Source organism: Arsenicicoccus dermatophilus, from assembly GCF_022568795.1.
Lineage (GTDB): Bacteria > Actinomycetota > Actinomycetes > Actinomycetales > Dermatophilaceae > Arsenicicoccus > Arsenicicoccus dermatophilus.
On sequence record NZ_JAKZHU010000001.1, the window covers coordinates 2477722 to 2503170 of the forward strand.

Below are 25449 nucleotides of genomic sequence, written 5' to 3' on the forward strand. Positions count from 1 at the left end.
GGGGCTGGGTCCGTGCCCGGGAGCCCCTCCCTGCTCGCGTTCCCCGCGGCCTACGCGGCCCGCCCTGGGAGCCGCAGCGTCGTCACCTGCCGTCCAGCGCTCCGGGGCCTGCCCCGCCCCGTGCCGGAGGCGTGGGGCGTCGACCGGTGAGCGCTCGCCCGAGGGAGCCCGGAGCACCTCGCCCCACGCTCCCCGGCGACCAGGTCGGTTGCCGGCGAGGCCGCCGGCTCCCCACCCCGACGCGAGCCACCCCGACGGCGTGCCGTCGGCGCCCGCCGGCCTCCCGCGATCGACGTCTCGGCAGCGGTTCTCCGACGCCCTCGGCTTTGGGCCCAGGGACCTCGTCGCGGGGGCGCGGGCTCAGCGATCGCGCACCTCGACCTCACCGCGACCCAGCGCGGTGAGCTGCGGGGCCACCTGCGCGGCGTCGCCGACGACCACGACGGTCCAGACGCCCACCTGGGCGCGCTCGTAGGCCCGCAGGAGCGCCTGCGGCTCCAGCTCGCGGGTCTGGGTCAACATCTCGGTCACCCACGTGGGCGGCAGCCCCTCGAGGGCCAGCCCGGCGGCCTCGTCCGCGATGGCGTCGGCCGTGGCGTAGCGCCCCGGGGCGGTCATGCTCACGAAGGCGACCCCGTCGCGCACCTCGTCCGCCTCGAAGCCGGCGCGCGCGTCCTCCAGGATCGTCAGCAGCAGCTGGACCGACTCCGCCGTGGCGTCTGCGCGCACCGACCCGGACGCGAGGAGCAGCCCGTCGTGGGCGCGTGGCACGAAGGACGTGCGCATCCCGTAGGTGTAGCCCTTGTCCTCGCGCAGCACGGCGTCGACCCGGGCCTGCGGCGACCCGCCCAGGAGGAAGGACAGCACCGGGTAGGCTCCCCACCCGTGGCGGCGGTCCGGCCCCAGGCACCCGACATACAGCTCGGACTGCACCGACCCCGGCCGGTCCACCACGACGATCCTCGCGGCGTCGTCCCGGCGCACCGGCGCCTGCGGGGCGGTGGGGGCGATCCGCTGCGCCGCCCAGTCCCCGAAGAACCGCTCTACCAGATCCCGCACCACGGTGGTGGCGTCCGGGCCCAGCGGCGACAAGTCCCCCGCCACGACCAGCGTGGCGCCGAGGGGGCCGACGTGGTCGGTGTGGAAGGCGCGCACCGACTCCGCCGTGATGGCGCGGACGCTCTGGGGAGTGCCTGCGGAGGGGCGCGACGCCCGCGCGTCGGGGTCGTAGAAGGTGCGGGCGAACTCGCGGGCCGCACGGGACCGGGGGTCGGCCGTCTCCTGCTCGATGTCCGCGAGGCGCCGTCGTCGGGCGCGCTCGATCTCGTCCTCGGGGAAGGCCGGCCGCCGCACGCACTCGGCGAAGAGCTCCATCCCCCGCTCGAGGCGGGCGACCGCGACGTCGAGGTCGAGCACCATGCCGAACTCGCTCGTCGAGGAGCCGAGCGCGATGCCGCCGTGCTCGAGCAGCTCGGCGAACTCCTCGGCCGTGTGGTTCTGGGTGCCCTCGTCGAAGGTGCGGCTGAGGATCGCCAGCAGACCTTCCTGCTCGAGGGGCTCCAGCGCCGGGAAGGCTGGTACGGCGAGGCGCACGCTGGCGACGTACTGGCCCGGCGTGTGGAACACCTGCAGCCTCAGACCGTTGTCGAGGACGTGCTCGCTCGGCGTCGGGAACGCCCAGGCTGCCGGCTCGCCGACCTGCGGCCTCGGCGGGATGGTGGACTGGCTCATCTCAGGCCTCCTGGCTGGTGGTCGGGTCCGGCGTCCGCTGGGTGTCCTGCGCGCGTATGTCGTCCTGCCGGCGCAGGTAGGCGACGACCGCGCGGTTGCGTGGCTGCAGGTACTCCCGGGCTGCCTGCTGCACCTGCTGGGGCGTGATGGCGGCGATCCGGTCGAGGAAGGTGTTGATGAAGGTGGCGTCCCCGTGCAGCGCGGCATGCCCGCAGATGGCATCCGCGCGCTCGGCCTGCGACGCCAGGGCGCTCAGCCAGGCCCGCTCGCTCTGGGCCAGCACGGACTCGAGCTCCACCTCGGTGGGGCCGTCCTGCGCGAGCCGCTCGAGCTCCTCGCACAGCGCCTGCTCGGCATCGGCAGCGTCCACCCCCTCGGCGACGTCCATGGTGATCAGACCCAGGCTCACCCCGTCGACCAGACCCCAGGCGAGGCCTTGCACGGAGGTGGCCAGCTGCTCACGGCGGACCAGTCGGGTGTAGGCCCGCGAGGTGGACAGTCCCGCCAGGACGTCCAAGGCGGCGCTGGCAGCGTAGAACTCGTCGGTGTCATCGACCGGGAGCCGGAAGCCGATGAAGAGTCGGTCGCTCGGCACGTCATCGCGCCGCTCGAGGCGGGCCGGCTCGGTCAGGGGCGGCAGCGCCGGCACCGGGCCGCGAGCCGGAGCCGCGGACGCGGGGAGTCCTCCGAAGTACTTCTCCACCGCCGCGAAGCCGTCTGCCGCGGTCACGGCTCCCGAGAGGGTGAGGGTGGTGTTGTCGGGACCGTAGTACCGGTGGAAGAAGGCATGCACGTCCTCCAGGCTCGCCGCATCCAGGTCGGCCATCGAGCCGATCGTGCTGTGGTGGTACGGATGCCCCTCGGGGAACACGGTGGCGTACACGTCCGCAAGGGCGAAGCCGTACGGCTGGTTGTCGTACCGCTGCCGCTTCTCCTCCTTGACCACGTCGCGCTGGTTGTCGAGGTTCTCCTGCGTCACGGCCTCGAGCAGTCGCCCGTGCCGGTCTGCCTCCAGCCACAGCGCCAGCTCGAGAGCCCCGGTGGGAACGGTTTCGAAGTAGTTGGTCCGATCGAACCACGTGGTCGCGTTCAGCCGGGCTCCGTGCGCCATCAGCACAGCGAAGTGCTCGCCGCCGGCGACGTTGGCGGACCCCTGGAACATGAGGTGCTCGAAGAGGTGGGCGAATCCCGTACCTCCCGCCACCTCGTGGCGGGAGCCGACACCGACCCAAAGGTTGACGGTCACCGTCGGGACGCGGTGGTCCTCGTTGACGATGACGCGCAGGCCGTTGGCCAAGGTCCGCTCGGAGATCTGATAGCTCAGGGGCATAGGAGAACCCTAGGGCACGAAGCCTTCAGCGAGCCATGGGTCCAGAAATGCGTGTAGCCCCCAACCTGTGGTTGGGGGCTACACGTGAATGATTGTCCGGCGGCGTCCTACTCTCCCACACCGTCACCAGTGCAGTACCATCGGCGCTGTAAGGCTTAGCTTCCGGGTTCGGAATGAGACCGGGCGTTTCCCTTACGCTATGACCGCCGTAACTCTATCGACTTGTCAACAAACCAGGAAGGTTTGTGTGTCGGGAGCTACACAGTGGACGCGAGCAATCTTCGGGTCAAGTTATCGGCTTATTAGTACCGGTCAGCTCCACACGTTACCGTGCTTCCACATCCGGCCTATCAACCCAGTAGTCTAGCTGGGAGCCTCTCACCCTCTAGGGGCATGGAAACCTCATCTTGAAGCGTGCTTCCCGCTTAGATGCTTTCAGCGGTTATCACTCCCGAACGTAGCTAATCAGCGGTGCTCTTGGCAGAACAACTGACACACCAGAGGTTCGTCCATCCCGGTCCTCTCGTACTAGGGACAGCCCTTCTCAAGTTTCCTACGCGCACAGCGGATAGGGACCGAACTGTCTCACGACGTTCTAAACCCAGCTCGCGTACCGCTTTAATGGGCGAACAGCCCAACCCTTGGGACCTACTCCAGCCCCAGGATGCGACGAGCCGACATCGAGGTGCCAAACCATGCCGTCGATATGAACTCTTGGGCAAGATCAGCCTGTTATCCCCGGGGTACCTTTTATCCGTTGAGCGACGGCGCTTCCACAAGCCACCGCCGGGTCACTAGTCCCGACTTTCGTCCCTGCTCGACATGTCTGTCTCACAGTCAAGCTCCCTTGTGCACTTACACTCGAAACCTGATTGCCAACCAGGCTGAGGGAACCTTTGGGCGCCTCCGTTACCCTTTAGGAGGCAACCGCCCCAGTTAAACTACCCACCAGGCACTGTCCCTGATCCGGATCACGGACCGAGGTTAGATATCCAGAACGACCAGAGTGGTATTTCAACGTTGACTCCACACACACTGGCGTGCATGCTTCACAGTCTCCCACCTATCCTACACAAGCCGTACCGAACACCAATACCAAGCTATAGTAAAGGTCCCGGGGTCTTTCCGTCCTGCTGCGCGTAACGAGCATCTTTACTCGTAGTGCAATTTCGCCGAGTTCGCGGTTGAGACAGTAGGGAAGTCGTTACGCCATTCGTGCAGGTCGGAACTTACCCGACAAGGAATTTCGCTACCTTAGGATGGTTATAGTTACCACCGCCGTTTACTGGCGCTTAAGTTCTCAGCTTCGCCGTGAGGCTAACCGGTCCCCTTAACGTTCCAGCACCGGGCAGGCGTCAGTCCGTATACATCGAATTACTTCTTCGCACGGACCTGTGTTTTTAGTAAACAGTCGCTTCCCCCTGGTCTCTGCGGCCACTCACGCTCTACACGCAAGGTGCGTCACGCTCATGGCCCCCCTTCTCCCGAAGTTACGGGGGCATTTTGCCGAATTCCTTAACCACGATTCACTCGATCGCCTTGGTATTCTCTACCTAACCACCTGAGTCGGTTTGGGGTACGGGCGGCTCAGTCCCTCGCTAGAAGCTTTTCTAGGCAGCATAGGATCACCCTCTTCCCGCATACGCGGTCACTATCAGATCTCAGCCACATGGCATGCGGATTTTCCTACATGCCGGCCTACATCCTTAGACGTGGACAACCATCGCCACGCGGAGGCTACCTTCCTGCGTCACTCCATCGCTTAACTACTACTGGCTCAGGTCACCTCATCCACGACTCACCCACCCGAAGGTGGTTAGAGCCGCTTCACCAGGTTTAGTATCACCAGCCTCGCTAGGGGCGGTACTGCGCCGGTTCCGGAATATCAACCGGATGTCCATCGACTACGCCTGTCGGCCTCGCCTTAGGTCCCGACTTACCCAGGGCAGATTAGCTTGACCCTGGAACCCTTGGTTATTCGGCGGACGGGTTTCTCACCCGTCATTCGCTACTCATGCCTGCATTCTCACTCGTGTGGCGTCCACGACTGGATCACTCCGCCGCTTCACTCGCCACACGACGCTCCCCTACCCATCAACACGCCTGAACCACAAGGGCTTAGCAATGTGTCAATGCCACAGCTTCGGCGGTGTGCTTGAGCCCCGCTACATTGTCGGCGCAAAATCACTTGACCAGTGAGCTATTACGCACTCTTTAAAGGGTGGCTGCTTCTAAGCCAACCTCCTGGTTGTCACAGCAACTTCACATCCTTTTCCACTTAGCACACGCTTAGGGGCCTTAGCTGGTGATCTGGGCTGTTTCCCTCTCGACTACGGAGCTTATCCCCCGCAGTCTCACTGCCACGCTCTCACTTACCGGCATTCGGAGTTTGGTTGACGTCAGTAACCCGGTGGGGCCCATCAGCCATCCAGTAGCTCTACCTCCGGCAAGAAACACGTGACGCTGCACCTAAATGCATTTCGGGGAGAACCAGCTATCACGAAGTTTGATTGGCCTTTCACCCCTACCCACAGCTCATCCCCCCAGTTTTCAACCTAGGTGGGTTCGGTCCTCCACGCGGTCTTACCCGCGCTTCAACCTGGCCATGGGTAGATCACTTCGCTTCGGGTCTAGACCCAGCGACTCTATCGCCCTGTTCGGACTCGCTTTCGCTACGGCTTCCCCACACGGGTTAACCTCGCCACTGAGCACTAACTCGCAGGCTCATTCTTCAAAAGGCACGCCGTCACCCCACAAAGAGGCTCCGACGGATTGTAAGCGCACGGTTTCAGGATCTATTTCACTCCCCTCCCGGGGTACTTTTCACCTTTCCCTCACGGTACTTGTCCGCTATCGGTCACCAGGGAATATTTAGGCTTAGCAGGTGGTCCTGCCAGATTCACACGGGATTTCTCGGGCCCCGTGCTACTTGGGATGCTCTCCAGCAGTCCACGACGTTTCGGCTACGGGGGTAACACCCTCTGTGCCCGGCCTTTCAAGACCGTTCGCCTACATCATGGATTTCTTACTGCTCACCAGCATGTCAGTGCTGGTAGGAAAGTCCCACAACCCCGGCCGTGCAACCCCTGACAGGTATCACACACGACCGGTTTAGCCTCTTCCGCGTTCGCTCGCCACTACTGACGGAATCACTGTTGTTTTCTCTTCCTGTGGGTACTGAGATGTTTCACTTCCCCACGTTCCCTCCACACACCCTATATATTCAGGTGCAGGTGACTGGACATACCTCCAGCCGGGTTTCCCCATTCGGAAATCCTCGGATCACAGTCTGGTTATCGACTCCCCGAGGCTTATCGCAGATTCCTACGTCCTTCGTCGGTTCCTGGTGCCAAGGCATCCACCGTGCGCCCTTAAAAACTTGGCCACAAAGATGCTCGCGTCCACTGTGTAGTTCTCAAAACACAAACCCGTGACCACCACATCACCACACCCACAGGCATGGCTTCGACAGTCCAGGAGAAACAACCCGACACACCCCCGACCAGCTCCTCCACACAGGAAGACCCAGCCATACCAGGGGCAGCCCGATGTCTCAGGACCCAACAGCGCGCCACGACACCCACCACCACCAGCAACTTTCCCCACCCGACACCCCCCGAAAGGAGTCCCGAGCCGTACTCGCCACCAGCACCAGCCGGCGCCATCCGTTCGATGTTCCACCCTTGAGCACCCCCACCACACGTTCGGTGGTGAAGAGGCATATGCTCCTTAGAAAGGAGGTGATCCAGCCGCACCTTCCGGTACGGCTACCTTGTTACGACTTAGTCCCAATCGCCAGTCCCACCTTCGACGGCTCCCCCCACAAGGGTTAGGCCACCGGCTTCGGGTGTTACCGACTTTCGTGACTTGACGGGCGGTGTGTACAAGGCCCGGGAACGTATTCACCGCAGCGTTGCTGATCTGCGATTACTAGCGACTCCGACTTCATGGGGTCGAGTTGCAGACCCCAATCCGAACTGAGACCGGTTTTTTGGGATTCGCTCCACCTCGCGGTATCGCAGCCCTTTGTACCGGCCATTGTAGCATGCGTGAAGCCCAAGACATAAGGGGCATGATGATTTGACGTCGTCCCCACCTTCCTCCGAGTTGACCCCGGCAGTCTCCTATGAGTCCCCACCATCACGTGCTGGCAACATAGAACGAGGGTTGCGCTCGTTGCGGGACTTAACCCAACATCTCACGACACGAGCTGACGACAACCATGCACCACCTGTACACCGACCTTGCGGGGCACCCATCTCTGGATGTTTCCGGTGTATGTCAAGCCTTGGTAAGGTTCTTCGCGTTGCATCGAATTAATCCGCATGCTCCGCCGCTTGTGCGGGCCCCCGTCAATTCCTTTGAGTTTTAGCCTTGCGGCCGTACTCCCCAGGCGGGGCGCTTAATGCGTTAGCTGCGGCACGGAACTCGTGGAATGAGCCCCACACCTAGCGCCCAACGTTTACGGCATGGACTACCAGGGTATCTAATCCTGTTCGCTCCCCATGCTTTCGCTTCTCAGTGTCAGTTATGGCCCAGAGACCTGCCTTCGCCATCGGTGTTCCTCCTGATATCTGCGCATTTCACCGCTACACCAGGAATTCCAGTCTCCCCTACCACACTCTAGTCTGCCCGTACCCACGGCAAGTCCAACGTTAAGCGTTGGATTTTCACCGCAGACGCGACAAACCACCTACAAGCTCTTTACGCCCAATAATTCCGGACAACGCTCGCACCCTACGTATTACCGCGGCTGCTGGCACGTAGTTAGCCGGTGCTTCTTCTGCTCCTACCGTCACTTTCGCTTCTTCAGAGCTGAAAGAGGTTTACAACCCGAAGGCCTTCATCCCTCACGCGGCGTCGCTGCATCAGGCTTTCGCCCATTGTGCAATATTCCCCACTGCTGCCTCCCGTAGGAGTCTGGGCCGTGTCTCAGTCCCAGTGTGGCCGGTCGCCCTCTCAGGCCGGCTACCCGTCGTCGCCTTGGTGAGCCACTACCTCACCAACAAGCTGATAGGCCGCGAGTCCATCCTCCACCACAATGCTTTCCACCCACTGCAGATGCCTGCGTGGGTCGTATCCAGTATTAGCCCCGGTTTCCCGGAGTTATCCCAGAGTGAAGGGCAGGTTACTCACGTGTTACTCACCCGTTCGCCACTAATCCACCCAGCAAGCTGGGCTTCATCGTTCGACTTGCATGTGTTAAGCACGCCGCCAGCGTTCGTCCTGAGCCAGGATCAAACTCTCCGTAGAAAATTTGTACAATCCCAGCAAACAGAACAACAACCTGACGTTGCTGTCCGTCTACCAAAGGAACCTCAAACGAGGTAAAAAATTGGCATCAAACTTAGGCACGCTGTTGAGTTCTCAAACATCGGACGCTTGCAGTGCTCCCGAGCGCTTTTCGCGCTGTTCGCTCTGCAGCAACTCTTTAAACTTACTTCGTTTCGCCTCGGCGTGTCAACTTGCCGTCTTGGTCGATGTGACCTAGACAAACTCGCGACCCGCTTTGGGCAACTCGTCCAACTTAACTCATGCTCGGCTCGGTGTCAACCCACTCTCTCGCCGTCCTGTTGGACGTTCGAGGGAGGAGTTGCGCTCCGTGTCCGGGGCACGAGGAGAGACAGTACACAGCAGGTGGCGGCTGAGCAAAATCGGGGTGAATCGGGCGGGCGTGGTGCACTCCGCGAGCCGAGACGCTCGCAGCCCCAGACGTCCGGCGGCCGCCACGGTTTACGGCACCCCGGCCCTGGCACCATGACGCGCCGCTCTCCGCTCGGACCGGCACCGGCCCACGGACGACGACGAAGGCCCGGACCATCTGGTCCGGGCCTTCGTCGTTGCTCACGCGATTCGTAGCGGGGGCAGGATTTGAACCTGCGACCTCCGGGTTATGAGCCCGGCGAGCTACCGAGCTGCTCCACCCCGCGTCGGTATGGTCCGAGGCTACGGGACGGTGGCCGCCTCACGCAAATCCGTCACCCCGGAAGCGAGCTCGGGGTGGTGCCGGGTGCCCCGGCGGAGGGCGTGGGGGAAGGGGGCTACGCCGTCGGTGCGGGTGCGGTGGCCAGCGGCGGCGGGGTCGGCGGCACCACGGTCGTCTGACCCGGTCGCTGGGCCGCGGCGGCCGCCTCGATCGCGGCGCGGAGCCGGCGCTGGGCCTCGCCGTACGCCGTGAAGTCGCGAGCCGCGAGCGCCTTGTCCGCGTCAGCCATCGCCTGCTGGGCGAGCGCCAGCTGGCGGGCGACCTCCGCCGATCCCGTGGTCGGAGCCTGAGGCGTCTCACCCCCGGGGGAGGCTGTCGCCCCGGAGCTCCCGCCGAAGAGACCGTCCAGCGCTCCGTCGAGGGTGTCGGACCAGGCGAGCTTGTCTCCGAAGCTCGCGACGATGGCCTTGGACTGCGGGTAGGCCGAGGTGCCGGCCGACGCCTGCACGTAGATCGGCTGCACGTAGAGCACTCCCCCACCGACGGGCAACGTAAGGAGGTTGCCCTTGGCCACCTTGGATCCCCCGGAGGACCCGCTGTTGAGGAACTGCCCCAGCGTGAGGGCGAACCGCGGCGACGAGGCCGCGCTCGAGGAGATCTCGTTCGCCACCTGCTGCGGCCCCTGCACCTGGGCGTCCTTGGGCAGCTCGAGCAGGCGCAGCGTGCCGTAGCCCTCCCGGGGTCGACCCGGCTGGTCCCCGGCGTCCGCGTCTGCGGACAGGAAGGCCGACAGGACCGTGCGGTTCTCCGGCGTGAAGGTCGACGTGAGCGAGTACGTCGGGGCGCTCTGGCCCGGCACCTGCACCGACAGGTAGTAGGGCGGCTGGCTCGGCGTCTCGACGGTCGCCCGCTGCGCCGGATCGGACGGGACCTTCCAGAAGTCCTGGCCACCGAAGAAGCTGGCCGGATCGGTCACGTGGTAGCGACCGAGCATGGAGCGTTGCACCTTGAACAGGTCCTGCGGGTAGCGCAGGTGCGACATGAGGGCCCCGCTGATCGCCGAGCGCGGCTCGACCACCCCCGGGAAGGCACGCATCCACGACCGCAGGATCGGATCCTGCTCGTCCCAGGAGTACAGGTGCACGGTCCCGTCATACGCATCCACCGTCGCCTTCACCGAGTTGCGCACGTAGTTGACCCGCGCCGGCGCCTGGGCGGTGCGGTTGCGCGAGGTCTGCGTCAGGGCATCCGTCGTCACGTCCTGCAGCTCGGTGAGCTGGGAGCCGGGATAGCTCGAGCTCGTGGTGTAGCCGTCGACGATCCACTGGATCCGTCCGGAGACGACCGCCGGGTAAGGATCGCCGTCCAGGGTGAGCCAGGGCGCGACCTTGCCTATCCGCTCCCGCGGGGACCGGACATCCAGCAGGCGCGACTCGGCGTTGACGGTGCTCGACAGCAGGATGTTGGGCTCGCGGTAGGTGATGGCGTAGGCCAGCCGGCGCGGCAAGGATCCGATGGGCACCCCACCGGACCCCCGATAGGTGGTGCGCCGCTCGCCCCCCGCCGACGCGTCGGGGTGGTCGAGCTCCGCGTCGCCGCTGCCGGGCGGCGCGCCGACGATCGAATAGGTCGGCGACTCCTCGCCGAAGTAGATGCGCGGCTCGTAGGGACCGAGCCTCCCGGTGGTGGGGATGTTCTGCTCGAAGAACACCGGCTGCCCGTCCGGCCCGCGCCGGTTGCCGTAGGCCGCCGCGAGGCCGTAGCCGTGGGTGTAGAAGGTGTGGTCGTTGACCCAGTTCCGCCGGGCGGGATCCAGGTCGGCCAGCCGCAGCTCTCGCGCCCCGACGACCGCGTCCACCGAGCGCCCGTCCACGACATACCGGTCGACGTCCAGGGCGGTCGGGAAGGAGTAGAAGGCCTTGACCGACTGGAGCGCCTCGAAGGTCTTGCCCACGACGGCAGGATCGACGATCCGGATGCCCGGGATGGTCTGCGCGTCCCCCCGCAGCTGCCCGGGCGCGGCCGTCGCCTCCGCGGCGTACGGCGTCTGCACGACCTTGTCCAGGCCGAAGGCCGCCCGCGTCGCGTCGATGTTGCGCCGGATGTAGGGCTGCTCCAGGGTCCGCTCGCTCGGCCGCACCTTGAGGCTCTGCACGAGCATCGGGTAGATCGTGCCCACCACGAGACCGGTCACGGCGAGCAGGGCCACCCCCACGACCGGCAGCCGCCACGATCCCGTCCGGATCGACGCCAGGAAGAACAGCGCGCACAGCACCGCCGCGGCGGCGAGGATCGAGCGCCCCGGCAGGACGGCGTGGTCGGCGGCATAGGTGACACCCGTGATCCGGGGACCCTCCGCGAGCGCCAGGTCGTACCGACCCAACCAGTAGCTCAGCCCCTGCACCAGCGCCAGGGCGGCGAACAGGCAGGACAGGTGGACGACGGCGGCGCGGCTCGACCGGCCCCCCGCACCCGGGGGGCGGAGCCCGCCGTACACGTAGTGGGTCAGGCCGGCCACGATCGCGGCCAGCACCAAGGACATCAGCGTGAAGTCCACCAGGAAGCGCAGCCACGGCAGCGTGAAGACGAAGAACCCCACGTCCATCCCGAACTGGGCGTCCTTGCGGCCGAAGGGAACCTGGTAGCGCCACAGGAGGAAGGTCTGCCACTGGCTCGCGAGCGCCGTGCCCGACAGGATCCCCAGCACCCCGGGGACCACCCAGGTCGCCAGCCGGCGCAAGGGATCCAGCACGGTCCGGTAGCGGTCCAGCGCCACCTGCTCCTGCGTGACCGGTGCGTAGACCGGACGGAGCCGGTGGCCCAGCACGATGCTCGACAAGGTCAGCCCGCCCACGGTCACCGCGCCGACCAGGAAGAGCAGGGTCCGGGTCGTCAGCTCGGTGGTGAGCACCCCCTGCCGGCCGAGGGAGGCGAACCACAGCACCTCGGTCCACAGACCCGCCAGGGCGCCGAGGGCCAGGGCCACCATCGCCAGGATCGTGACGAGCGGTCCCGTCACCCCGCGCCGACGACGGCGGCCGCCCGGCAACGTCACGTGTCCCGCTCCGGCCGGCCCCCCGTCCTGCCCGTCCCGGGGGCGCGGGGCCTCGTCGTCGCTCACGCTCGGGTCCTCCTGCACGGGTCGTCACCGGCCGGACAGCCAGGAACGGTCTTCGCGGACAACCTACCCCGCAGGGCTGGAAGAATGGCGACCGTGACCCAGACGCCCCGCATCGTGCCCACCCCGCTCATCACCTGCGCCGTCGACACGGAGCGGCACGTATCCCGCTCCGGCTGGGACCAGCCCACGCGACTGTTCGCGCTCGTGCGCACCGGCGACCTGCTCGCCGCCGAGCCGCAGCTGAGCCCGCGGCTCGCCGAGGAAGACCCCGACGGCCTCACCGCCATCGAGCAGGAGGACCTGCCCGAGGCCGAGGGGCTCGAGGAGCTCCTCGCCCAGATCGTGTGGCCCGAGGAGGTCGCCGGCACGGCCATCAGCGTCGAGCGGATCGTGGTGCCCCCGGCGGCCGAGAGCGGTATGCCGCAGGACCCCGAGGCGGCGACGGCCTACCTCGCCGCCCACCCCGACCGGCAGGACGTGCGGCTGCTCGTGGCCGTGGAGCGCGGCGGCGAGCAGGTCACCCTCCTGCGCCAGCGCGCCCACGACAGCGACGACGCCGTCGCGATGGGGGCGGACATCGCGCCGGGCCTGGTCGAGGCGCTGCGCGGGACCCTCACGGACTGACCGGCAGCCCACGAGGCGGCGCAGGACGAGACCGGCCCGGCGGGCGTGGCGACGGCGGGTGCCCGGCCGGACCGTCACCCTGCCCGCGCCGGACCTCCTGCGGACCGGTCCCAGGTCACCCGCAGCAGGTCACCCGCAGCGGGGCAGGCCGTCGGCACGGCCCGCCGCAATGGCCTGCACGCCGGCGAGGGCCTGCGCGAAGGTCTCCACCTTGACGACGCGGATGCCGTCGGGCACGTCCCGGGTGACCTCCGGGCAGTTGGCGGCGGGGGCGAGGAACCACTCCGCCCCGGCACCCCGGGCCCCCACGACCTTCTGGTGGATCCCGCCGATCGGGCCGACCTGCCCGCCCGGCGAGATGGTCCCGGTGCCCGCGATGCGCCGCCCGCCCGTGAGGTCGCCGGGAGTCAGCCGGTCGTAGACGCCCAGCGAGAACATGAGCCCGCCCGACGGGCCTCCGACCTGACCGGGATCGATGGTGACCGGCACGGGCAGGGTGTAGTCGACGGAGAGGCCGATGCCCACGACCTTGCGACCGTCCTTGAGGTGCACCGGCAGCGTCACCGTGCGCTGCGCCCCCTTGCGCAGCACCCGGACCGCGACGGCAGAGCCGTCGGCATACCCCTGGATCTGCTGTCGGAGCTGCTCGCTGGTGGTCACCGGGCGGCCCCCGACCGCCAGGATCCGGTCACCCACCTGGAGCCGTCCCGCAGCACTCGAGCCCTCGGGGATCTGACCGACCGCGACCGTCTCCCCGACCTGCAGACCGAGCGCGCGCTCGGCGACCACCACGGCGTCCTCCTGCGAGTGGGACATCTCCGCCTGGCCGGCCTTCTTGACCTGCTCGCCCGTCGAGCCCTTGGGGTAGACCACCTCCTCGGGCAGGATCTCCCGGTCTCCCGCCACCCAGGCTGCGACCAGGTCGTAGGCGTTGAGCAGCCGGCCCGGCCCACCGCGGACCGACACGGCCGTCAGGCTGAGCGCCCCGCCCGCGGGGTGGTCCTTGTCCTTGGGCACGGTGATGAGCGGGTGGCCCTCCTCGTTGGTGCCGAGGGTGTTGATGGCGGGCCCCGGCGAGAGGATGACGTAGGGCAGCCGGACGAAGGCGAGCGCCACCGCGGCCAGCGTCGTCACCGCGAGCACCACGAGCGGCCGGTGCGAACCGCGAGCCCGCCCCGCAGCTCGCACCCGCGAGGCCCCGGACCGCTCCCTCACGGCAGTCCCACCCACTCGTCGGAGCCGTCCGCGAAGACCTGGTGCTTCCAGATCGGCACGGTCGACTTGAGGGTGTCGACCAGGTCGCGGCAGGCGTCGAAGGCCGCTCCCCGGTGCGCGGCCGCGACGGCGCAGACCACCGCCAGGTCCCCGACCACCAGCTCGCCGACCCGGTGCACCGCGGCCACGGCGAGGACCTCGTGGCGCGTGGCGACGTCCTGCGCGACCTCCCGCAGCCGGTCGGCCGCCGACGGGTGCGCGGAGTAGCCCAGCCCGGTCACGGCGCCGCCTGCGTCGTGGTCCCGCACCACGCCCACGAAGGGGACGACCCCACCGGCGCGTGGGTCCGTCACCGCGTCGAGCACCTCGGCGACGGACAGGGCCGAGTCACGGATGGCGATGAGCCGGACCGGTGCAGGGGACTGGGACACGGGGAACCTTCCGGAGCGCTGATATCTCGCCGAAGACTAGCCGGGGTGACGGGAAGGTGACGGAACGTCCACGCACCTCCTAGCGTTGGACGAAGCACCAGGACCCCCACCGCGAGGAGCGAGCCGTGAGCATCCCCCCGAACCCCGGAGCCGGCAAGGACCCCGACGAGGACGACCTCGCCCGGATGCTCGGCGAGATGCTCGGCGATCCCTCGCTCGCCGCCGACCCGCAGCTGCGCGAGATGCTGGGCCGGCTCGGTGCCCAGGGGCTCGACCCGACCCAGCTGGCGATGGTGCAGCAGCAGGTGCGGGCGATGTTCACCGGTCCGGCGCCGGACGGTCCCGTCGACGAGTCGCTGGCCCTCGACCTGGCCCGCAAGCGCGCCGCGAGCACGGGCGACCAGGTCGTCTCCGAGAACGAGCGGCGGACCGGAACCGACGCCATCCGGGTCGCCCAGATGTGGCTGGACCAGGTCACCGAGCTCGAGGCGCCCGCCACGGCGGACGCCGTGTGGAGCCGGGCCGAGTGGGTCGAGGCGACCCTGCCCACCTGGGTGCGCCTGGTCGGGCCCGTCGCCGACGGGGTCACCGGAGCCATGACCGGCACCATGCGCTCCCAGCTCGACGAGCTCGGCCGGCACGGCGGTCTGGAGGCGCTCGGCGGCATACCGGGAATGCCCCCGCTGCCGACCGGGATGGACGCCACGGCCCTCATGGCCCAGATGGGACCGATGGTGCAGCGGATGGGAGCCGCGATGTTCGCGGCCCAGATCGGCGAGGCGGTCGGCGGGCTCGCCGGCGAGGTCGTGTCCGGCACCGAGGTCGGCCTGCCCCTCGTCCCCGACCACGCCGTCGCCCTGCTGCCCGCCGGGGTCGCGGCCTTCGGCGAGGGCCTGGAGATCGACCCCGCGCAGGTGCGGCTCTACCTCGCCGCCCGCGAGGCCGCCCGCTCGCGGCTCTTCGCCGGTCGGCCCTGGCTCGGGGCGGCGCTCACGTCCGCCGTGACGACCTACGCCCGGGACATCAGCATCGACGTCGAGGGCATCCAGTCGCGGATGGCGACCATCGACCCCACCGACCCCGAGACGCTCCAGGCCGCGGTGGGTCAGGACCTGTTCACCCCCGAGCCGTCCGAGGCCCAGCGCCGGGCCCTCGCCTCGCTCGAGACCCTCCTCGCGCTGGTCGAGGGCTGGGTCGACGTCGTCACCGACCGCGCCACCCGGGCCCACCTGCCGGAGGCCGCCGCCCTGGGCGAGGCCGTGCGGCGACGCCGTGCCACCGGAGGACCCGCCGAGCGCACCCTCGCGCAGCTGGTCGGCCTGGAGCTGCGACCCCGACGGCTGCGGGACGCCGCCAACCTCTTCGCCGCGCTCGAGGAGGCCGGGGGTCCGCAGCTGCGCGACGACGCCTGGGCCCACCCCGACCTCTCCCCCACCGGCGCCGACCTGGACGACGTGCTGGGGTATGTCGAGCGGGTGCGGGCCGGGGGCGGCGACGACCTGGATGCCGAGCTCGACCGGCTGCTCGCCGGCGACGGGACGCGTGACGGCACCGGTGAGGACTCGGGCGACGACACCGGCCACGGCGCCGGACCCACCTCGCCCGGGTCGCCGGCGTGAGGGACCCGGCAGCAGGGCTCCCGGACGAGACCTGGCTCGCCGCGCTGCACGCGGACGCCATACGGCTGCTGACGGACCTGGAGCCCGTCGACGACCGGGAGGCGCAGGTGCGCTCGCAGATGCTCGCCCACCTCGCAGAGCACCAGGACGCCTGGTCCCGGGAAGGACCGCCCGAGCACTTCACGGCCAGCGTGCTGGTGGTGACCGAGGACTGGAGCCAGGTGCTGCTGACGCACCACCGCAAGGCCCGCACCTGGCTGCAGCTCGGCGGTCACGCCGACCCCGGCGACGAGAGCGTCCTCGCGGCCGCCCGGCGCGAGGGGCGGGAGGAGTCGGGCCTGGCGCAGCTGCAGGTGCGTCCGGTGCTCGTCGACGTCGACCGGCACGAGCTGGTGGGGAGCTTCGGACGGTGCCGGGAGCACCTGGACCTGCGCTGCGTCGCCGTGGTCCCGCCGGCGGCCCCCACCGTCAGCGCGGAGTCCCTCGACGTGGCCTGGTGGCCGGTCACCGCCCTCCCGCAGCCGCACGGGGAGGACCTGCCCAGGCTCCTCGCCAACGCCCGACGCCGGGCCGGCTGACGCTCAGGCCCCCAGGCAGTCCTCGTCGAGGGGGCCGAGCTCCCCGTCCGGCGCGGGCTCGGCCTGGCGGGCGCGGGCATAGCCCTCGAGATAGCCCTTGGCCCGCTCCAGCTTGGGGTAGGAGCGCAGCAGCGTCCAGAAGTCCGGTCCGTGACCAGGCTGCAGGAGGTGCGCCAGCTCGTGCAGGATCACGTAGTCCTGCACCCACAGGGGCAGCGCCGCCACCCGGTCGGAGATCCGGATCGTGCCGTCCGCCGGGGTGCACGATCCCCACCGGCGGCGCTGGTTGGTGACCCACACGATGCTGGCCGGCTTGGCCAGCCCGCCGAGATAGGCCGCGGACAGGTCGGCCGCGCGGGCTCGGAGCTGCTCGTCACCGGCGGGCCCCCGCGGGGTGCGGGACTCCACCTTGGCGACCATCTGCTCGATCCAGCGCTGCTCCTGGGTGCGGGAGTGACCGGCCGGGATGAGCACGACGATGCGCCCGCCCTCGCGGTAGGCGCTGATCGTCCGGCGGCGCCGGGCGCTGCGGCGGACCTCGACGTCGCTCATGCGCCGCACCCTAGCCGCGCGCCGGGGCACCGGCCCGGGGGCGCGCCGCAGCACGGGCGCGGAGCGTGTCAGGGCGAGCGCGGAGGGCAACCGACGCGGGACGTGCCCCGAGGTCGGTCAGCGGCCGGTGAAGCGCGGCGCGCGCCGCTCCCCCGCCACCGCGATGCCCTCGTGGACGTCGTCCGTAGCCATGGTCGTGGCCTGGGCCAGCGCCTCCCACTGCAGCGCGGCGTCCCGGGACGGGTGCCCGCCGTCACGCAGCGCCATCAGCGTCAACCTCGTCGCCACGGGGGCCGCACCCGCGATCCGGTCGGCCGCCGCGAGCGCCAGAGGAAGGACCTCGTCCGCGGGGGCCGCGGCGGACGCCATGCCGAGGGAGAGGGCTTCGGCCCCACCGACGACACGACCGGTGAGGAGCAGGTCCGCGGCAGCGCCCTCGCCGACCAGACGAGGCAGTGCCCAGGTGGTCGCCATGCCCGGGTGCAGGCCCAGGGAGGTGAACGGGACCGAGAGCTTGGCCGTCTCCGCGACGTACCGGACATCGCAGGCCAGGGCCAGGGCCAGGCCGGCCCCGACGGCGTGGCCGTTGACCGCGGCGACCACGGGGACCTCCAGGGTCGTCATGGACAGCCAGGTGCGGTAGAACGCCAGCATCCGCGCCCGCAGGTCGGCCACCGCGGCGTCCGGCTCGGAGACCAGCCAGGACAGGTCGCCGCCGGAGCAGAAGGCGCTGCCCGCGCCGGTGACGACCACGCACGCGAGCCGCGTGTCGTGCCGCAACAGCTCGACGAGCCGCCCCCAGGAGGCGGTCATCTCCTCGCTCATGGCGTTGCGCCGCTGCGGCAGGTCCAGGGTGACGACGGCGGTATGCCGGTCGCCGTGCTCGCGGCGAGCGACGGTGAGGTCGGCGAATTCCTGCTCCCACCAATCGAACTGGTCAGACATCGGGCCCTCCGCACGGTCGTGGTCGGCGCGACCGGCGAACCGCGGCCGCGCGTGCTCCCGAGAGTAGCGATCGGCGGCGGCCGCAGCAGCACGGCACAGCAGGCGTCCGTGCTGCGGACCGTACTCGCATCGCAACGGGACGTCATCCCCAAAAGGACACTCTCCGTGCTCTATGGTGACGGCAGTCCGGATGCCGCACCGGCGGCACGATCGACAAGGAGACAGATCATGGCCGACACCTACAAGGGCGAGTTCTACTGCGTGAAGTGCAAGGCCAAGCGTGAGGCCGAGGGCGACGTCGTGGAGACCAACGGCCGTCGCATGGCCAAGGGCAAGTGCCCCGAGTGCGGCACCAACCTCAACCGCATCCTCGGCAAGGCCTGAGCCGCGCCACCCGCGAGCGGGGCGGTACCGACGATGATCGGTACCGCCCCGCTCGCGTCCCCAGGTTATCCACAGGTGAGACCTATGCATGCGTTTGCGTGCGTTTGCGTGCGTCAAACTCAGTTTGAGTCCCCACGACCTAAGGAGAAACCATGACCCGCCCCGACCTCCCCGCGCTGATCCCGGCCCGCTTGCTGGACCGTGGGAACGGGGAGATGCAGCTCGGCGCCCATCACGCCACCGCCGTCGTCGTCGCCGGCCTGTCCGCGGCCGACCGCGAGGTCCTGCCCCGGCTGGACGGCACCCGCACCCGGCAGGAGCTCGGCGCGGCCTATCTGCACCACGGCGAGGACCCGGCCCGGATCGACGACCTGCTCCAGACCCTGGCCGAGCACGGCCTGCTGCGGCCCACCGCCCCGCACCGAGGCCTCTGGCCCCGCCCCCAGCCCCCCGCCCCGACCGTGCTGGTCGCCGGCCGGGGCGACCTCGCCGACGAGCTCGCCCGGCAGCTCGCCCGAGCCGGTTCCACCGTGCACACCCAGCACGACCTCGCCCCTACGCGCTTCCCCCAGGCCGGACGTCGCCGCCGCACCTCGGCACCCGAGGGACTGGTCGTCCTGGTCGCCGACGGAGCCGTCGACCCCATGGTCGCCCGTCGGTGGGCGCCCTGGGCCCGGGTGCTCCCCGTCGTGGTGACCGAGGGCGCGATCACGGTCGGCCCGCTGTGGAGCGACCTGGCCGACCCCTGCCCGCTGTGCCTGGACCTCTACCGCTCCGACCGCGACCCGGCCTGGCCCCGGGTCCTCGCCCAGCTGGTCGACCCCGAGAACCGGGCGCCCCGCGCCGCGGTCGGGGACCCCGCCACGACGGCCCTCGCCTGCGGCGTCGCGCTCCGCCTCGCCGCCGGGACCGGCGCCAGGGCCGGGCAGGCGACCACGGCCGGGATCACCGTCGAGATCGACCCCGCGAGCGGCGAGCTCGTCCGCCGCGCGTGGCAGGTCCACCCCCGCTGCGACGCCCATCTGCCCGCGCAGGAGGTCCTCGCGGGGTGACAATCGAGACGTGAGCGACATCCCCCGCCGGTCGGCCGGCCGCGCCATACGCCTCGCCGCCCTCCCGCTCGGGCACGCCGGTCGCACCGCCGCCGGGCTCGGACGCCTGCTCGGCGGCGCCCCCGCGGAGGCGGTGGCCGCGCAGGTCGCCGCCCGGACCGCGGACCAGCTCTTCAGCGTGCTGGGGCAGCTCAAGGGCGGCGCCATGAAGGTCGGCCAGGCGATGTCGATCTTCGAGTCCGCGCTTCCCGACGAGATCGCCGGACCCTACCGGTCGGCGCTCACCGCCCTGCAGGACGCCGCCCCCGCCATGCCCGCCACGACCGTGCACCGCGTCCTCGCAGCCGAGCTGGGGCCCGACTGGCGGTCATCGTTCGCGGACTTCGACGACACCCCGGCCGCCTCCGCGTCGATCGGCCAGGTCCACCGGGCCACCTGGGCGGACGGGCGCGCCGTCGCCGTCAAGGTGCAGTACCCCGGCGCCGGCGAGGCGCTCATGTCCGACCTGCGCCAGCTCTCCCGCGTCGCGCGGCTGTCGGGCGGGCTCGGCCCCCTCGGGGCGATGGGGACCGGCATCGACCTGCGGGCCGTCACCCAGGAGCTGCAGGACCGGATGAGCGAGGAGCTCGACTGCACCCTCGAGGCCGACGCCCAGCGGCGCTTCGCGGCGGCCTTCGCCGACAGCGAGCACTTCGCGATCCCCCAGGTCCTCGCCGGGACCGGACGCGTGGTCGTCATGGAGTGGCTGGACGGGATGCCGCTGTCCCACATCGTCCGGGACGGCACCCAGGAGCAGCGTGATCACGTCGGGTCGGCCTACCTGGACTTCCTGCTCGCCGGCCCCGACCACGTAGGCCTGCTCCACGCCGACCCCCACCCCGGCAACTTCCGGCTCACCGCGGACGGGCGGCTCGGGATCCTCGACTTCGGTGCCGTCAACCACCTCCCAGGCGGCATCCCCCCAGCCGTCGGGCGACTCCTCGGACTCGCCCTGACCGGGGACGACACGGCACAGGCCGTGCTCGCCGGTCTCGTCGACGAGGGCTGGGTCCACGCGGACGCGGACGTCGACGCGCAAGAGCTGGCGGAGTTCATCGCGCCCTTCCTCGAGCCCGCCCGCCACGACCGGTTCAGGTTCGCCCGGGGCTGGCTGCGCGAGTGCTTCGCCCACGTCACCGAGCCCCGCTGGCAGCCGGTCCTCGCCGTCCTCGACCTGCCGCCGGACTACCTGCTCATCCACCGGGTGTGGGCCGGTGGGATCGGGGTGCTCTGCCAGCTCGGAGCCGAGGTCGAGACCCGCGCCATCCTCACCCACTGGCTGGACGAGCTGGAGCTCCCTCCCACCTGAGAGCCCGGCCTACCACCACTGCGAGTCGAGCCTGCCCTCGATCGAGCGGGCATACCATCTGCTGCACGCGTCGCAGGTCCACACCGTGCGCCCCCGCTCGACCCCGAAGCTCCACCGCACCTGTGCCTGCTCCGCCTCCGCGCCCAGCACCTGGCGGCCGCAGGTGCCACACGTCATCGCCTCGTCCATGAGGCCACCGTATGCCGGAGCACGGCGAAGCGGGCGGGACCGCTGCGATCCCGCCCGCTTCATCGGGCCGTTCGTTCGTGGGTGGTGCGGGCAGAGGGTGGCCTCAGCGACGGCGGCGGCGCGCCACCGCCATACGCACCTCGTGAGCACTGCGGGGACGGGCCTGGACGCGGGCCTGCTCGGCGCGCACCCGGACGATCTCGTGGCTGACGTGGGCAAACACGATGGTTCTCCTTCGGGTGGTCGGTGCGGGAGGGTCACGGTCAGGCCGCGACCTCGGTCTTGCGGGGGCGGCCCCGGGGCCGCTTGCGGGGGACGACGGCGCCGGCGAGGACGAGCTCGCCGCCCCAGACCCCCCACGGCTCGCGCCGGTCGAGGGCGCCGGCCAGGCACTCCTCCCGGACGGGACAGGTGCCGCAGAGGGCCTTGGCGAACTCCACCCCCTCCGGGGTCTGCGCGAACCACAGCTCCGCGTCGTTGTCCTGGCACGGGATCGCGCTGTCGGCAGCAGCGCCGGCGACTCTGTGGTCGATCAGCTCCGCGAGTGTCATCTCGTCCTCCTGGTGATGTCGCCCCGAGATGAGGGGCGTCGGGCGGCCCGGGTGCGGGCCCTGGTGGGTGGTGGTCGTATGGCGGGTGGTGTGGCGCGTGGCGCGAGAGGTGCCGGACACGCACGAAGGCCGCGGATCCCGGATGTCGGGTTCCGCGGCCTTCGTGAGGAGGACCAGGTCTGGGTCTAGACCGGTGGCCCCCCGAAGGACGGGACGACATCGTGGGAACGGGACGGGACACGGACGTCGGCACCCGGACGCGTGGCGCTGCGCTTGACGACGAGATCGACAGCGGTGCCCTCGAAGCGACCGAGCAGACCGGTGCCGTAGGACAGGACGGACGCGTCGCCGACAGCGCCACCGGTGGTGGTGCCGTGGCCCGACATGCTGCTGCCGCGCAGGGCAGTGCCACGCAGACCGGTGCCCGGCCGACCGGCGCCGAGGGTCCAGGCGCGCGTGGGCAGCACGAGGCCGACGACGTCGGTCATCCTCACGATCGTGGTGCTCTCCATGGCGGGACCCTCCTCTCGGGCATCGATGGCGCTCGCGCGCCGGCGTGGGACACGGCTCGCACCGCGTCGGGACATCCGGACTGTATCCGGGGCCTCGCGAAGGGGGCAACGGAATTAACGGCAGGTCCCCCTCACGGAGCGACAAGGACTCCGGAAGGACCAGGAATCATCATGTCGCAGAAAGGATCTCGTCAGGCTCCGCGCCGCCGAGCAGGGCCAGCACCGACGCGCCGTAGAGGTCGAGCTTGCGCGCGCCCACCCCGGACACCTGGGCCAGCTGCGCGAGGTCCTCAGGACGCCGCTCCGCGATCGCCGTGAGCGTCGCGTCGGTGAACACGACGTAGGCCGGGACGCTCGCCGCCGCGGCCGCCCCACGACGCCACTCCCGCAGCCGCTCGAAGGTCGCCTCGTCGTAGGTCGGCGGGCAGTCGGCACAACGACCGGTCTTGCGCTCCGCCGCGGTCCCGAGCTCGGTGCCGCAGGTGCGGCAATGCGCGACGCGGGCGATCTTGGGGCCGGCAGCGCGCGAGCCACCACGGCCGCCCGCGCGCGGCGTCGAGCGCGCCCCCTCGCCGAGCACCGACGCGGCGTCGTCGAGGAAACGGCTCGGCCGGCGCCCGCCACGACCCCCGACCGTGCGAGAGGCCGCCCAGGACAGGGCCAGCTCCTTGCGGGCGCGGGTCAGACCGACATACAGCAGCCGTCGCTCCTCCTCGATCGCCTCCCAGCCCTCGGCCATGGAGATCGGCATCAGCCCGTCGCTGCAGCCGACGAGGTGCACCACGTCCCACTCCAGACCCTTGGCGCTGTGCAACGACGCCAGCGTGACGCCCTGGACGGTGGGCGCGTGCTGCGCCTGGTCGCGCTCGGTCAGGTCCGCCACCAGATCGCTCAGCCGGGACTCGGGCCGGGCGGCGACCAGGTCGTCGGCCAGAGCCACCAGAGCCTGCAAGGACTCCCAGCGCTCGCGGACGGCACCCCCGCCGGCCGGCGGCGTGGCCCCCCACCCCACACCGACGAGGACCTCCCGCACCAGCTCACCCAACGGCAGCGAGCCGTCGTCGGTGCGCGCCTGGCCGCGCAGCAGCAGCATCGCGTCGCGGACCTCCCGGCGGGAGAAGAACCGCTCCCCGCCGCGCACGAGATAGGGCACCTGCTCCTCCGACAGCGCCGTCTCGATCGCCTCGCTCTGCCCGTTGGTGCGGAACAGCACCGCGATCTGCGCCGGCGGGGTGCCCGCATCGATCCGAGCCTTGATCGCCGCCGCCACCCCACGGGCCTCCGCCTGGTCGTCGTCGTAGGCCGTCAGGGTCGGCGGCGCGCCGTCCACGGCCTGGGCCTGCAGCTGGACGAGGGCGTGGGCAGCCCCGCTGCGGCTCGCCCGGGCCTGCGCGCGGAGCATGACATTGGCCAGACCGACGATCTGCGGAGTCGAGCGGTAGTTGCGGACCAGCTTGACCACCGCCGCGTCGGGATAGCGCGCCGCGAAGCCCAGCAGGTGCGCGGGCGAGGCCCCGGTGAAGGAGTAGATCGTCTGGGCCGCGTCGCCCACCACGCAGATGTCCTGGCGGTCGCCGATCCACAGGTCGAGCAGGCGCTGCTGCAGGGCGTTGACGTCCTGGTACTCGTCCACGACGAAGTGGCGGTACTGCCCCTGGACCTCGCGCGCGATCGCCGGGTGCTGGTCCAGGATCCCCGCCATGATCAGCAGCACGTCCTCGAAGTCGATGACCCCGCGCTCGCCCTTGACCTCCTCGTAGGCCTGCAGCAGCCGCGCCATCGCCGTGTGGTCCAGCCCCGCCAGGTCCCGGCGGGCGTGCCGCGCCGCCGCGGGATAGCTCTCCGGGGTCAGCAGGCTCACCTTGGCCCACTCCACCTCGGCGGCGAGATCACGGATGGCGGGCCGGTCCAGCTGCAGGTGCAACCGCGCCCCGGCCTCGGCGACGGCCCCGGCCTTGTGCGCCATCACCTCCGGCGCCGCACCCCCGATCGCCCGCGGCCAGAAGTAGTGCAGCTGGCGCAACGCCGCAGCATGGAAGGTGCGCGCCTGCACCCCCGCGGCACCCAGGTCGCGCAGGCGGGTGCGCATCTCACCCGCGGCGCGCGCCGTGAACGTCACCGCCAGCACCCGCTGCGGAACGTAGACCCCGGACCGGACGCCGTAGGCGATGCGGTGGGTGATCGCCCGGGTCTTGCCGGTGCCCGCGCCCGCGAGGACGCACATCGGCCCGAGCGGCCGCTCGGCGACCGCCCGCTGCTCGGGGTCGAGGGCGGCCAGGATCTGGTCAGGTGAGGCAGACATCGGGGTGAAGTGTCCCAGACCGCACCGACATACCCCCGCCTCGGCTCACGGGCGCAGACCGGCCAAGGGCTCGCCCAGCCAGCTCTCGATCAGATGGTAGGCGATGGACAGCGGACTGCCGCCGGACAGCACGGCCCCGGCACGCACCTGCTCCCGTAGCTCCTCCCGCGTGAACCACCGGGCCTCGACGATCTCCCCGTCCCGGAAGGTGAACCCTCCCGCATCGGCCCGCGCTCGGAAGCCGACCATCAACGACGCCGGGAAGGGCCAGGGCTGGTTGCCGGCGTAGGTGACGTCGCGGACGGTCAGACCGACCTCCTCGTCGACCTCCCGCGCCACGGCCGCCTCGAGCGACTCCCCCGGCTCGACGAAGCCGGCGAGCACCGACCTCCGGCCCGGAGCCCAGGACGCGTTGCGCGCCAGCAGGAGCCGGTCGTCCTCGTCGGTCACGGCCACGATCACCGCCGGGGAGGTCGCCGGGAAGGACTCGTGGCCCTCGGCGCAGCGACGCACCCACCCCGCCTTGACGACGGACGTGGGCCGCCCGCAGCGGGCGCACCAGCCGTGGGCGCGGTGCCAGTGAGCCATCCCGACGAGGGCGGTCGCGACGGCCACGTCGGTGTCCTCCAGCGTGAGCCCGATCGCCCGCAGCCCGTGCCAGCCCGGACCCGGGTCCTCGGCCGCCGGGCGGACCACCCCGACCAGCCGGGGGCCGTCCGACTGCCGTCCGAGATGGATCAGCAGCTCCCCGCCGGCCGGCCCCGCCGCGACCTCACCGACCCCCCGTCGCACGAGGGTGGACAGGTCGGCGGACGTCTCGAGCAGGTCTCCGCGGACCTCCACCACGCGGGTCTCGGGATCGGCCAGGGCCTGGTCCAGCAGGCCGGGCACGTCGCGCTGCCAGCCCAGACGGTCGAGCCCTGGGCGAGCCAGGGCGAGTTCGGGGAGCAATTGCGCCGGATCGGTCACGCCTCACAGCGTAGACGGCAAGGCTCGCCTAGGTTGGGGCCGTGACAGAGCCCCGCCGAACTCCTCTCCA

18 protein-coding genes, 1 tRNA gene and 3 rRNA genes are annotated in these 25449 nt (G+C 70.0%); 6 read left to right on the forward strand and 16 right to left on the reverse strand.

Annotated elements, in window-relative coordinates:
- Window positions 1–360: 360 nt before the first annotated feature.
- The 7 genes from MM438_RS11440 to MM438_RS11470 all read right to left on the reverse strand — a co-directional run bounded on the left by MM438_RS11440 (window position 361) and on the right by MM438_RS11470 (window position 12108).
- A complete protein-coding gene (locus MM438_RS11440; RefSeq protein WP_241452613.1) occupies window positions 361–1731 on the reverse strand; it encodes a M16 family metallopeptidase in 1371 nt (456 codons plus the stop codon).
- A 1-nt stretch (window position 1732) separates the two neighbouring features.
- Window positions 1733–3061: a M16 family metallopeptidase gene (locus tag MM438_RS11445; RefSeq protein WP_241452614.1), complete on the reverse strand. Its 1329-nt coding sequence runs from the start codon at window positions 3059–3061 to the stop codon at window positions 1733–1735.
- 94 nt (window positions 3062–3155) lie between these two features.
- Window positions 3156–3272 (reverse strand): 5S ribosomal RNA (rrf, locus tag MM438_RS11450).
- A gap of 71 nt (window positions 3273–3343) precedes the next feature.
- Window positions 3344–6446, reverse strand: a 23S ribosomal RNA gene (locus MM438_RS11455).
- A gap of 348 nt (window positions 6447–6794) precedes the next feature.
- Window positions 6795–8314: ribosomal RNA gene (locus tag MM438_RS11460) — 16S ribosomal RNA — on the reverse strand.
- Together the 16S, 23S and 5S rRNA genes form the textbook arrangement of a ribosomal RNA operon.
- Window positions 8315–8917: 603 nt before the next feature.
- A tRNA-Met gene (locus tag MM438_RS11465) sits at window positions 8918–8991 on the reverse strand.
- Window positions 8992–9102: 111 nt separating this feature from the next.
- Window positions 9103–12108 (reverse strand): UPF0182 family membrane protein, encoded by a 3006-nt coding sequence (locus tag MM438_RS11470; RefSeq protein ID WP_241452616.1) that lies wholly within the window; start codon window positions 12106–12108, stop codon window positions 9103–9105.
- 84 nt (window positions 12109–12192) lie between these two features.
- Between MM438_RS11470 and MM438_RS11475 the strand changes: the two genes are divergently transcribed.
- Entirely contained in the window at window positions 12193–12732 is a 540-nt protein-coding gene (locus tag MM438_RS11475) for a PPA1309 family protein (protein ID WP_241452617.1), read from the forward strand.
- A gap of 129 nt (window positions 12733–12861) precedes the next feature.
- Here MM438_RS11475 and MM438_RS11480 read toward each other — a convergent pair whose 3' ends face one another.
- Both MM438_RS11480 and MM438_RS11485 read right to left on the reverse strand, forming a co-directional pair.
- The gene (locus MM438_RS11480) at window positions 12862–13866 is read right to left on the reverse strand and encodes a YlbL family protein (RefSeq protein WP_241452618.1); all 1005 of its coding nucleotides are present in this window, start codon (window positions 13864–13866) and stop codon (window positions 12862–12864) included.
- Between the two features lie 77 nt (window positions 13867–13943).
- Window positions 13944–14378, reverse strand: coding sequence for a molybdenum cofactor biosynthesis protein MoaE (locus MM438_RS11485; protein WP_241452619.1), 435 nt, complete (start codon window positions 14376–14378; stop codon window positions 13944–13946).
- 125 nt (window positions 14379–14503) lie between these two features.
- Here MM438_RS11485 and MM438_RS11490 point away from each other — a divergent pair, with 125 nt between their 5' ends.
- Entirely contained in the window at window positions 14504–15997 is a 1494-nt protein-coding gene (locus MM438_RS11490; RefSeq protein WP_241452620.1) for a zinc-dependent metalloprotease, read from the forward strand.
- Window positions 15994–16575 (forward strand): NUDIX hydrolase, encoded by a 582-nt coding sequence (locus tag MM438_RS11495; RefSeq protein ID WP_241452621.1) that lies wholly within the window; start codon window positions 15994–15996, stop codon window positions 16573–16575. The genes MM438_RS11490 and MM438_RS11495 overlap by 4 nt, the downstream gene beginning before the upstream one ends.
- Before the next feature lie 3 nt (window positions 16576–16578).
- Here the strand turns inward: MM438_RS11495 and MM438_RS11500 are convergent, their stop codons facing one another.
- Entirely contained in the window at window positions 16579–17127 is a 549-nt protein-coding gene (locus MM438_RS11500) for a M48 metallopeptidase family protein (RefSeq protein WP_241452622.1), read from the reverse strand.
- Between the two features lie 117 nt (window positions 17128–17244).
- On the reverse strand, window positions 17245–18072 hold the full coding sequence (locus MM438_RS11505; RefSeq protein WP_241452623.1) for an enoyl-CoA hydratase/isomerase family protein: 828 nt from the start codon (window positions 18070–18072) through the stop codon (window positions 17245–17247).
- A 228-nt stretch (window positions 18073–18300) separates the two neighbouring features.
- Between MM438_RS11505 and MM438_RS11510 the strand changes: the two genes are divergently transcribed.
- The 3 genes from MM438_RS11510 (at window position 18301) to MM438_RS11520 (ending at window position 20856) form a co-directional block, all read left to right on the forward strand.
- A complete protein-coding gene (locus MM438_RS11510) occupies window positions 18301–18456 on the forward strand; it encodes a DUF5679 domain-containing protein (protein ID WP_241452625.1) in 156 nt (51 codons plus the stop codon).
- A gap of 152 nt (window positions 18457–18608) precedes the next feature.
- Window positions 18609–19508: a hypothetical protein gene (locus MM438_RS11515; protein ID WP_241452628.1), complete on the forward strand. Its 900-nt coding sequence runs from the start codon at window positions 18609–18611 to the stop codon at window positions 19506–19508.
- A 10-nt stretch (window positions 19509–19518) separates the two neighbouring features.
- A complete protein-coding gene (locus MM438_RS11520; protein ID WP_241452631.1) occupies window positions 19519–20856 on the forward strand; it encodes an ABC1 kinase family protein in 1338 nt (445 codons plus the stop codon).
- A 9-nt stretch (window positions 20857–20865) separates the two neighbouring features.
- On the opposite strand, the gene MM438_RS11525 is transcribed toward MM438_RS11520, so the two are convergent.
- The 5 genes from MM438_RS11525 to nudC form a co-directional block, all read right to left on the reverse strand.
- Window positions 20866–21045, reverse strand: a complete 180-nt coding sequence (locus MM438_RS11525) for a hypothetical protein (RefSeq protein WP_241452633.1) — start codon at window positions 21043–21045, stop codon at window positions 20866–20868.
- Window positions 21046–21308: 263 nt separating this feature from the next.
- Window positions 21309–21596, reverse strand: a complete 288-nt coding sequence (locus tag MM438_RS11530) for a WhiB family transcriptional regulator (RefSeq protein WP_241452634.1) — start codon at window positions 21594–21596, stop codon at window positions 21309–21311.
- Window positions 21597–21781: 185 nt separating this feature from the next.
- Complete coding sequence (locus MM438_RS11535; protein WP_241452635.1) at window positions 21782–22108, reverse strand: hypothetical protein; 327 nt, start codon at window positions 22106–22108, stop codon at window positions 21782–21784.
- Between the two features lie 169 nt (window positions 22109–22277).
- Window positions 22278–24410: an ATP-dependent DNA helicase UvrD2 gene (locus MM438_RS11540; RefSeq protein ID WP_241452637.1), complete on the reverse strand. Its 2133-nt coding sequence runs from the start codon at window positions 24408–24410 to the stop codon at window positions 22278–22280.
- 45 nt (window positions 24411–24455) lie between these two features.
- A complete protein-coding gene (nudC, locus tag MM438_RS11545) occupies window positions 24456–25379 on the reverse strand; it encodes an NAD(+) diphosphatase (protein ID WP_241452638.1) in 924 nt (307 codons plus the stop codon).
- Window positions 25380–25449: the final 70 nt, after the last annotated feature.

Coding starts and splice junctions, on each gene's coding strand:
- MM438_RS11535 (WP_241452635.1), bottom strand. CDS start 22,108: ATGGAGAGCACCACGATCGTGAGGATGACCGACGTCGTCGGCCTCGTG.
- MM438_RS11505 (WP_241452623.1), bottom strand. CDS start 18,072: ATGTCTGACCAGTTCGATTGGTGGGAGCAGGAATTCGCCGACCTCACC.
- MM438_RS11475 (WP_241452617.1), top strand. CDS start 12,193: ATGGCGACCGTGACCCAGACGCCCCGCATCGTGCCCACCCCGCTCATC.
- MM438_RS11440 (WP_241452613.1), bottom strand. CDS start 1,731: ATGAGCCAGTCCACCATCCCGCCGAGGCCGCAGGTCGGCGAGCCGGCA.
- MM438_RS11445 (WP_241452614.1), bottom strand. CDS start 3,061: ATGCCCCTGAGCTATCAGATCTCCGAGCGGACCTTGGCCAACGGCCTG.
- MM438_RS11500 (WP_241452622.1), bottom strand. CDS start 17,127: ATGAGCGACGTCGAGGTCCGCCGCAGCGCCCGGCGCCGCCGGACGATC.
- MM438_RS11540 (WP_241452637.1), bottom strand. CDS start 24,410: ATGTCTGCCTCACCTGACCAGATCCTGGCCGCCCTCGACCCCGAGCAG.
- MM438_RS11510 (WP_241452625.1), top strand. CDS start 18,301: ATGGCCGACACCTACAAGGGCGAGTTCTACTGCGTGAAGTGCAAGGCC.
- MM438_RS11525 (WP_241452633.1), bottom strand. CDS start 21,045: ATGGACGAGGCGATGACGTGTGGCACCTGCGGCCGCCAGGTGCTGGGC.
- MM438_RS11530 (WP_241452634.1), bottom strand. CDS start 21,596: ATGACACTCGCGGAGCTGATCGACCACAGAGTCGCCGGCGCTGCTGCC.
- MM438_RS11515 (WP_241452628.1), top strand. CDS start 18,609: ATGACCCGCCCCGACCTCCCCGCGCTGATCCCGGCCCGCTTGCTGGAC.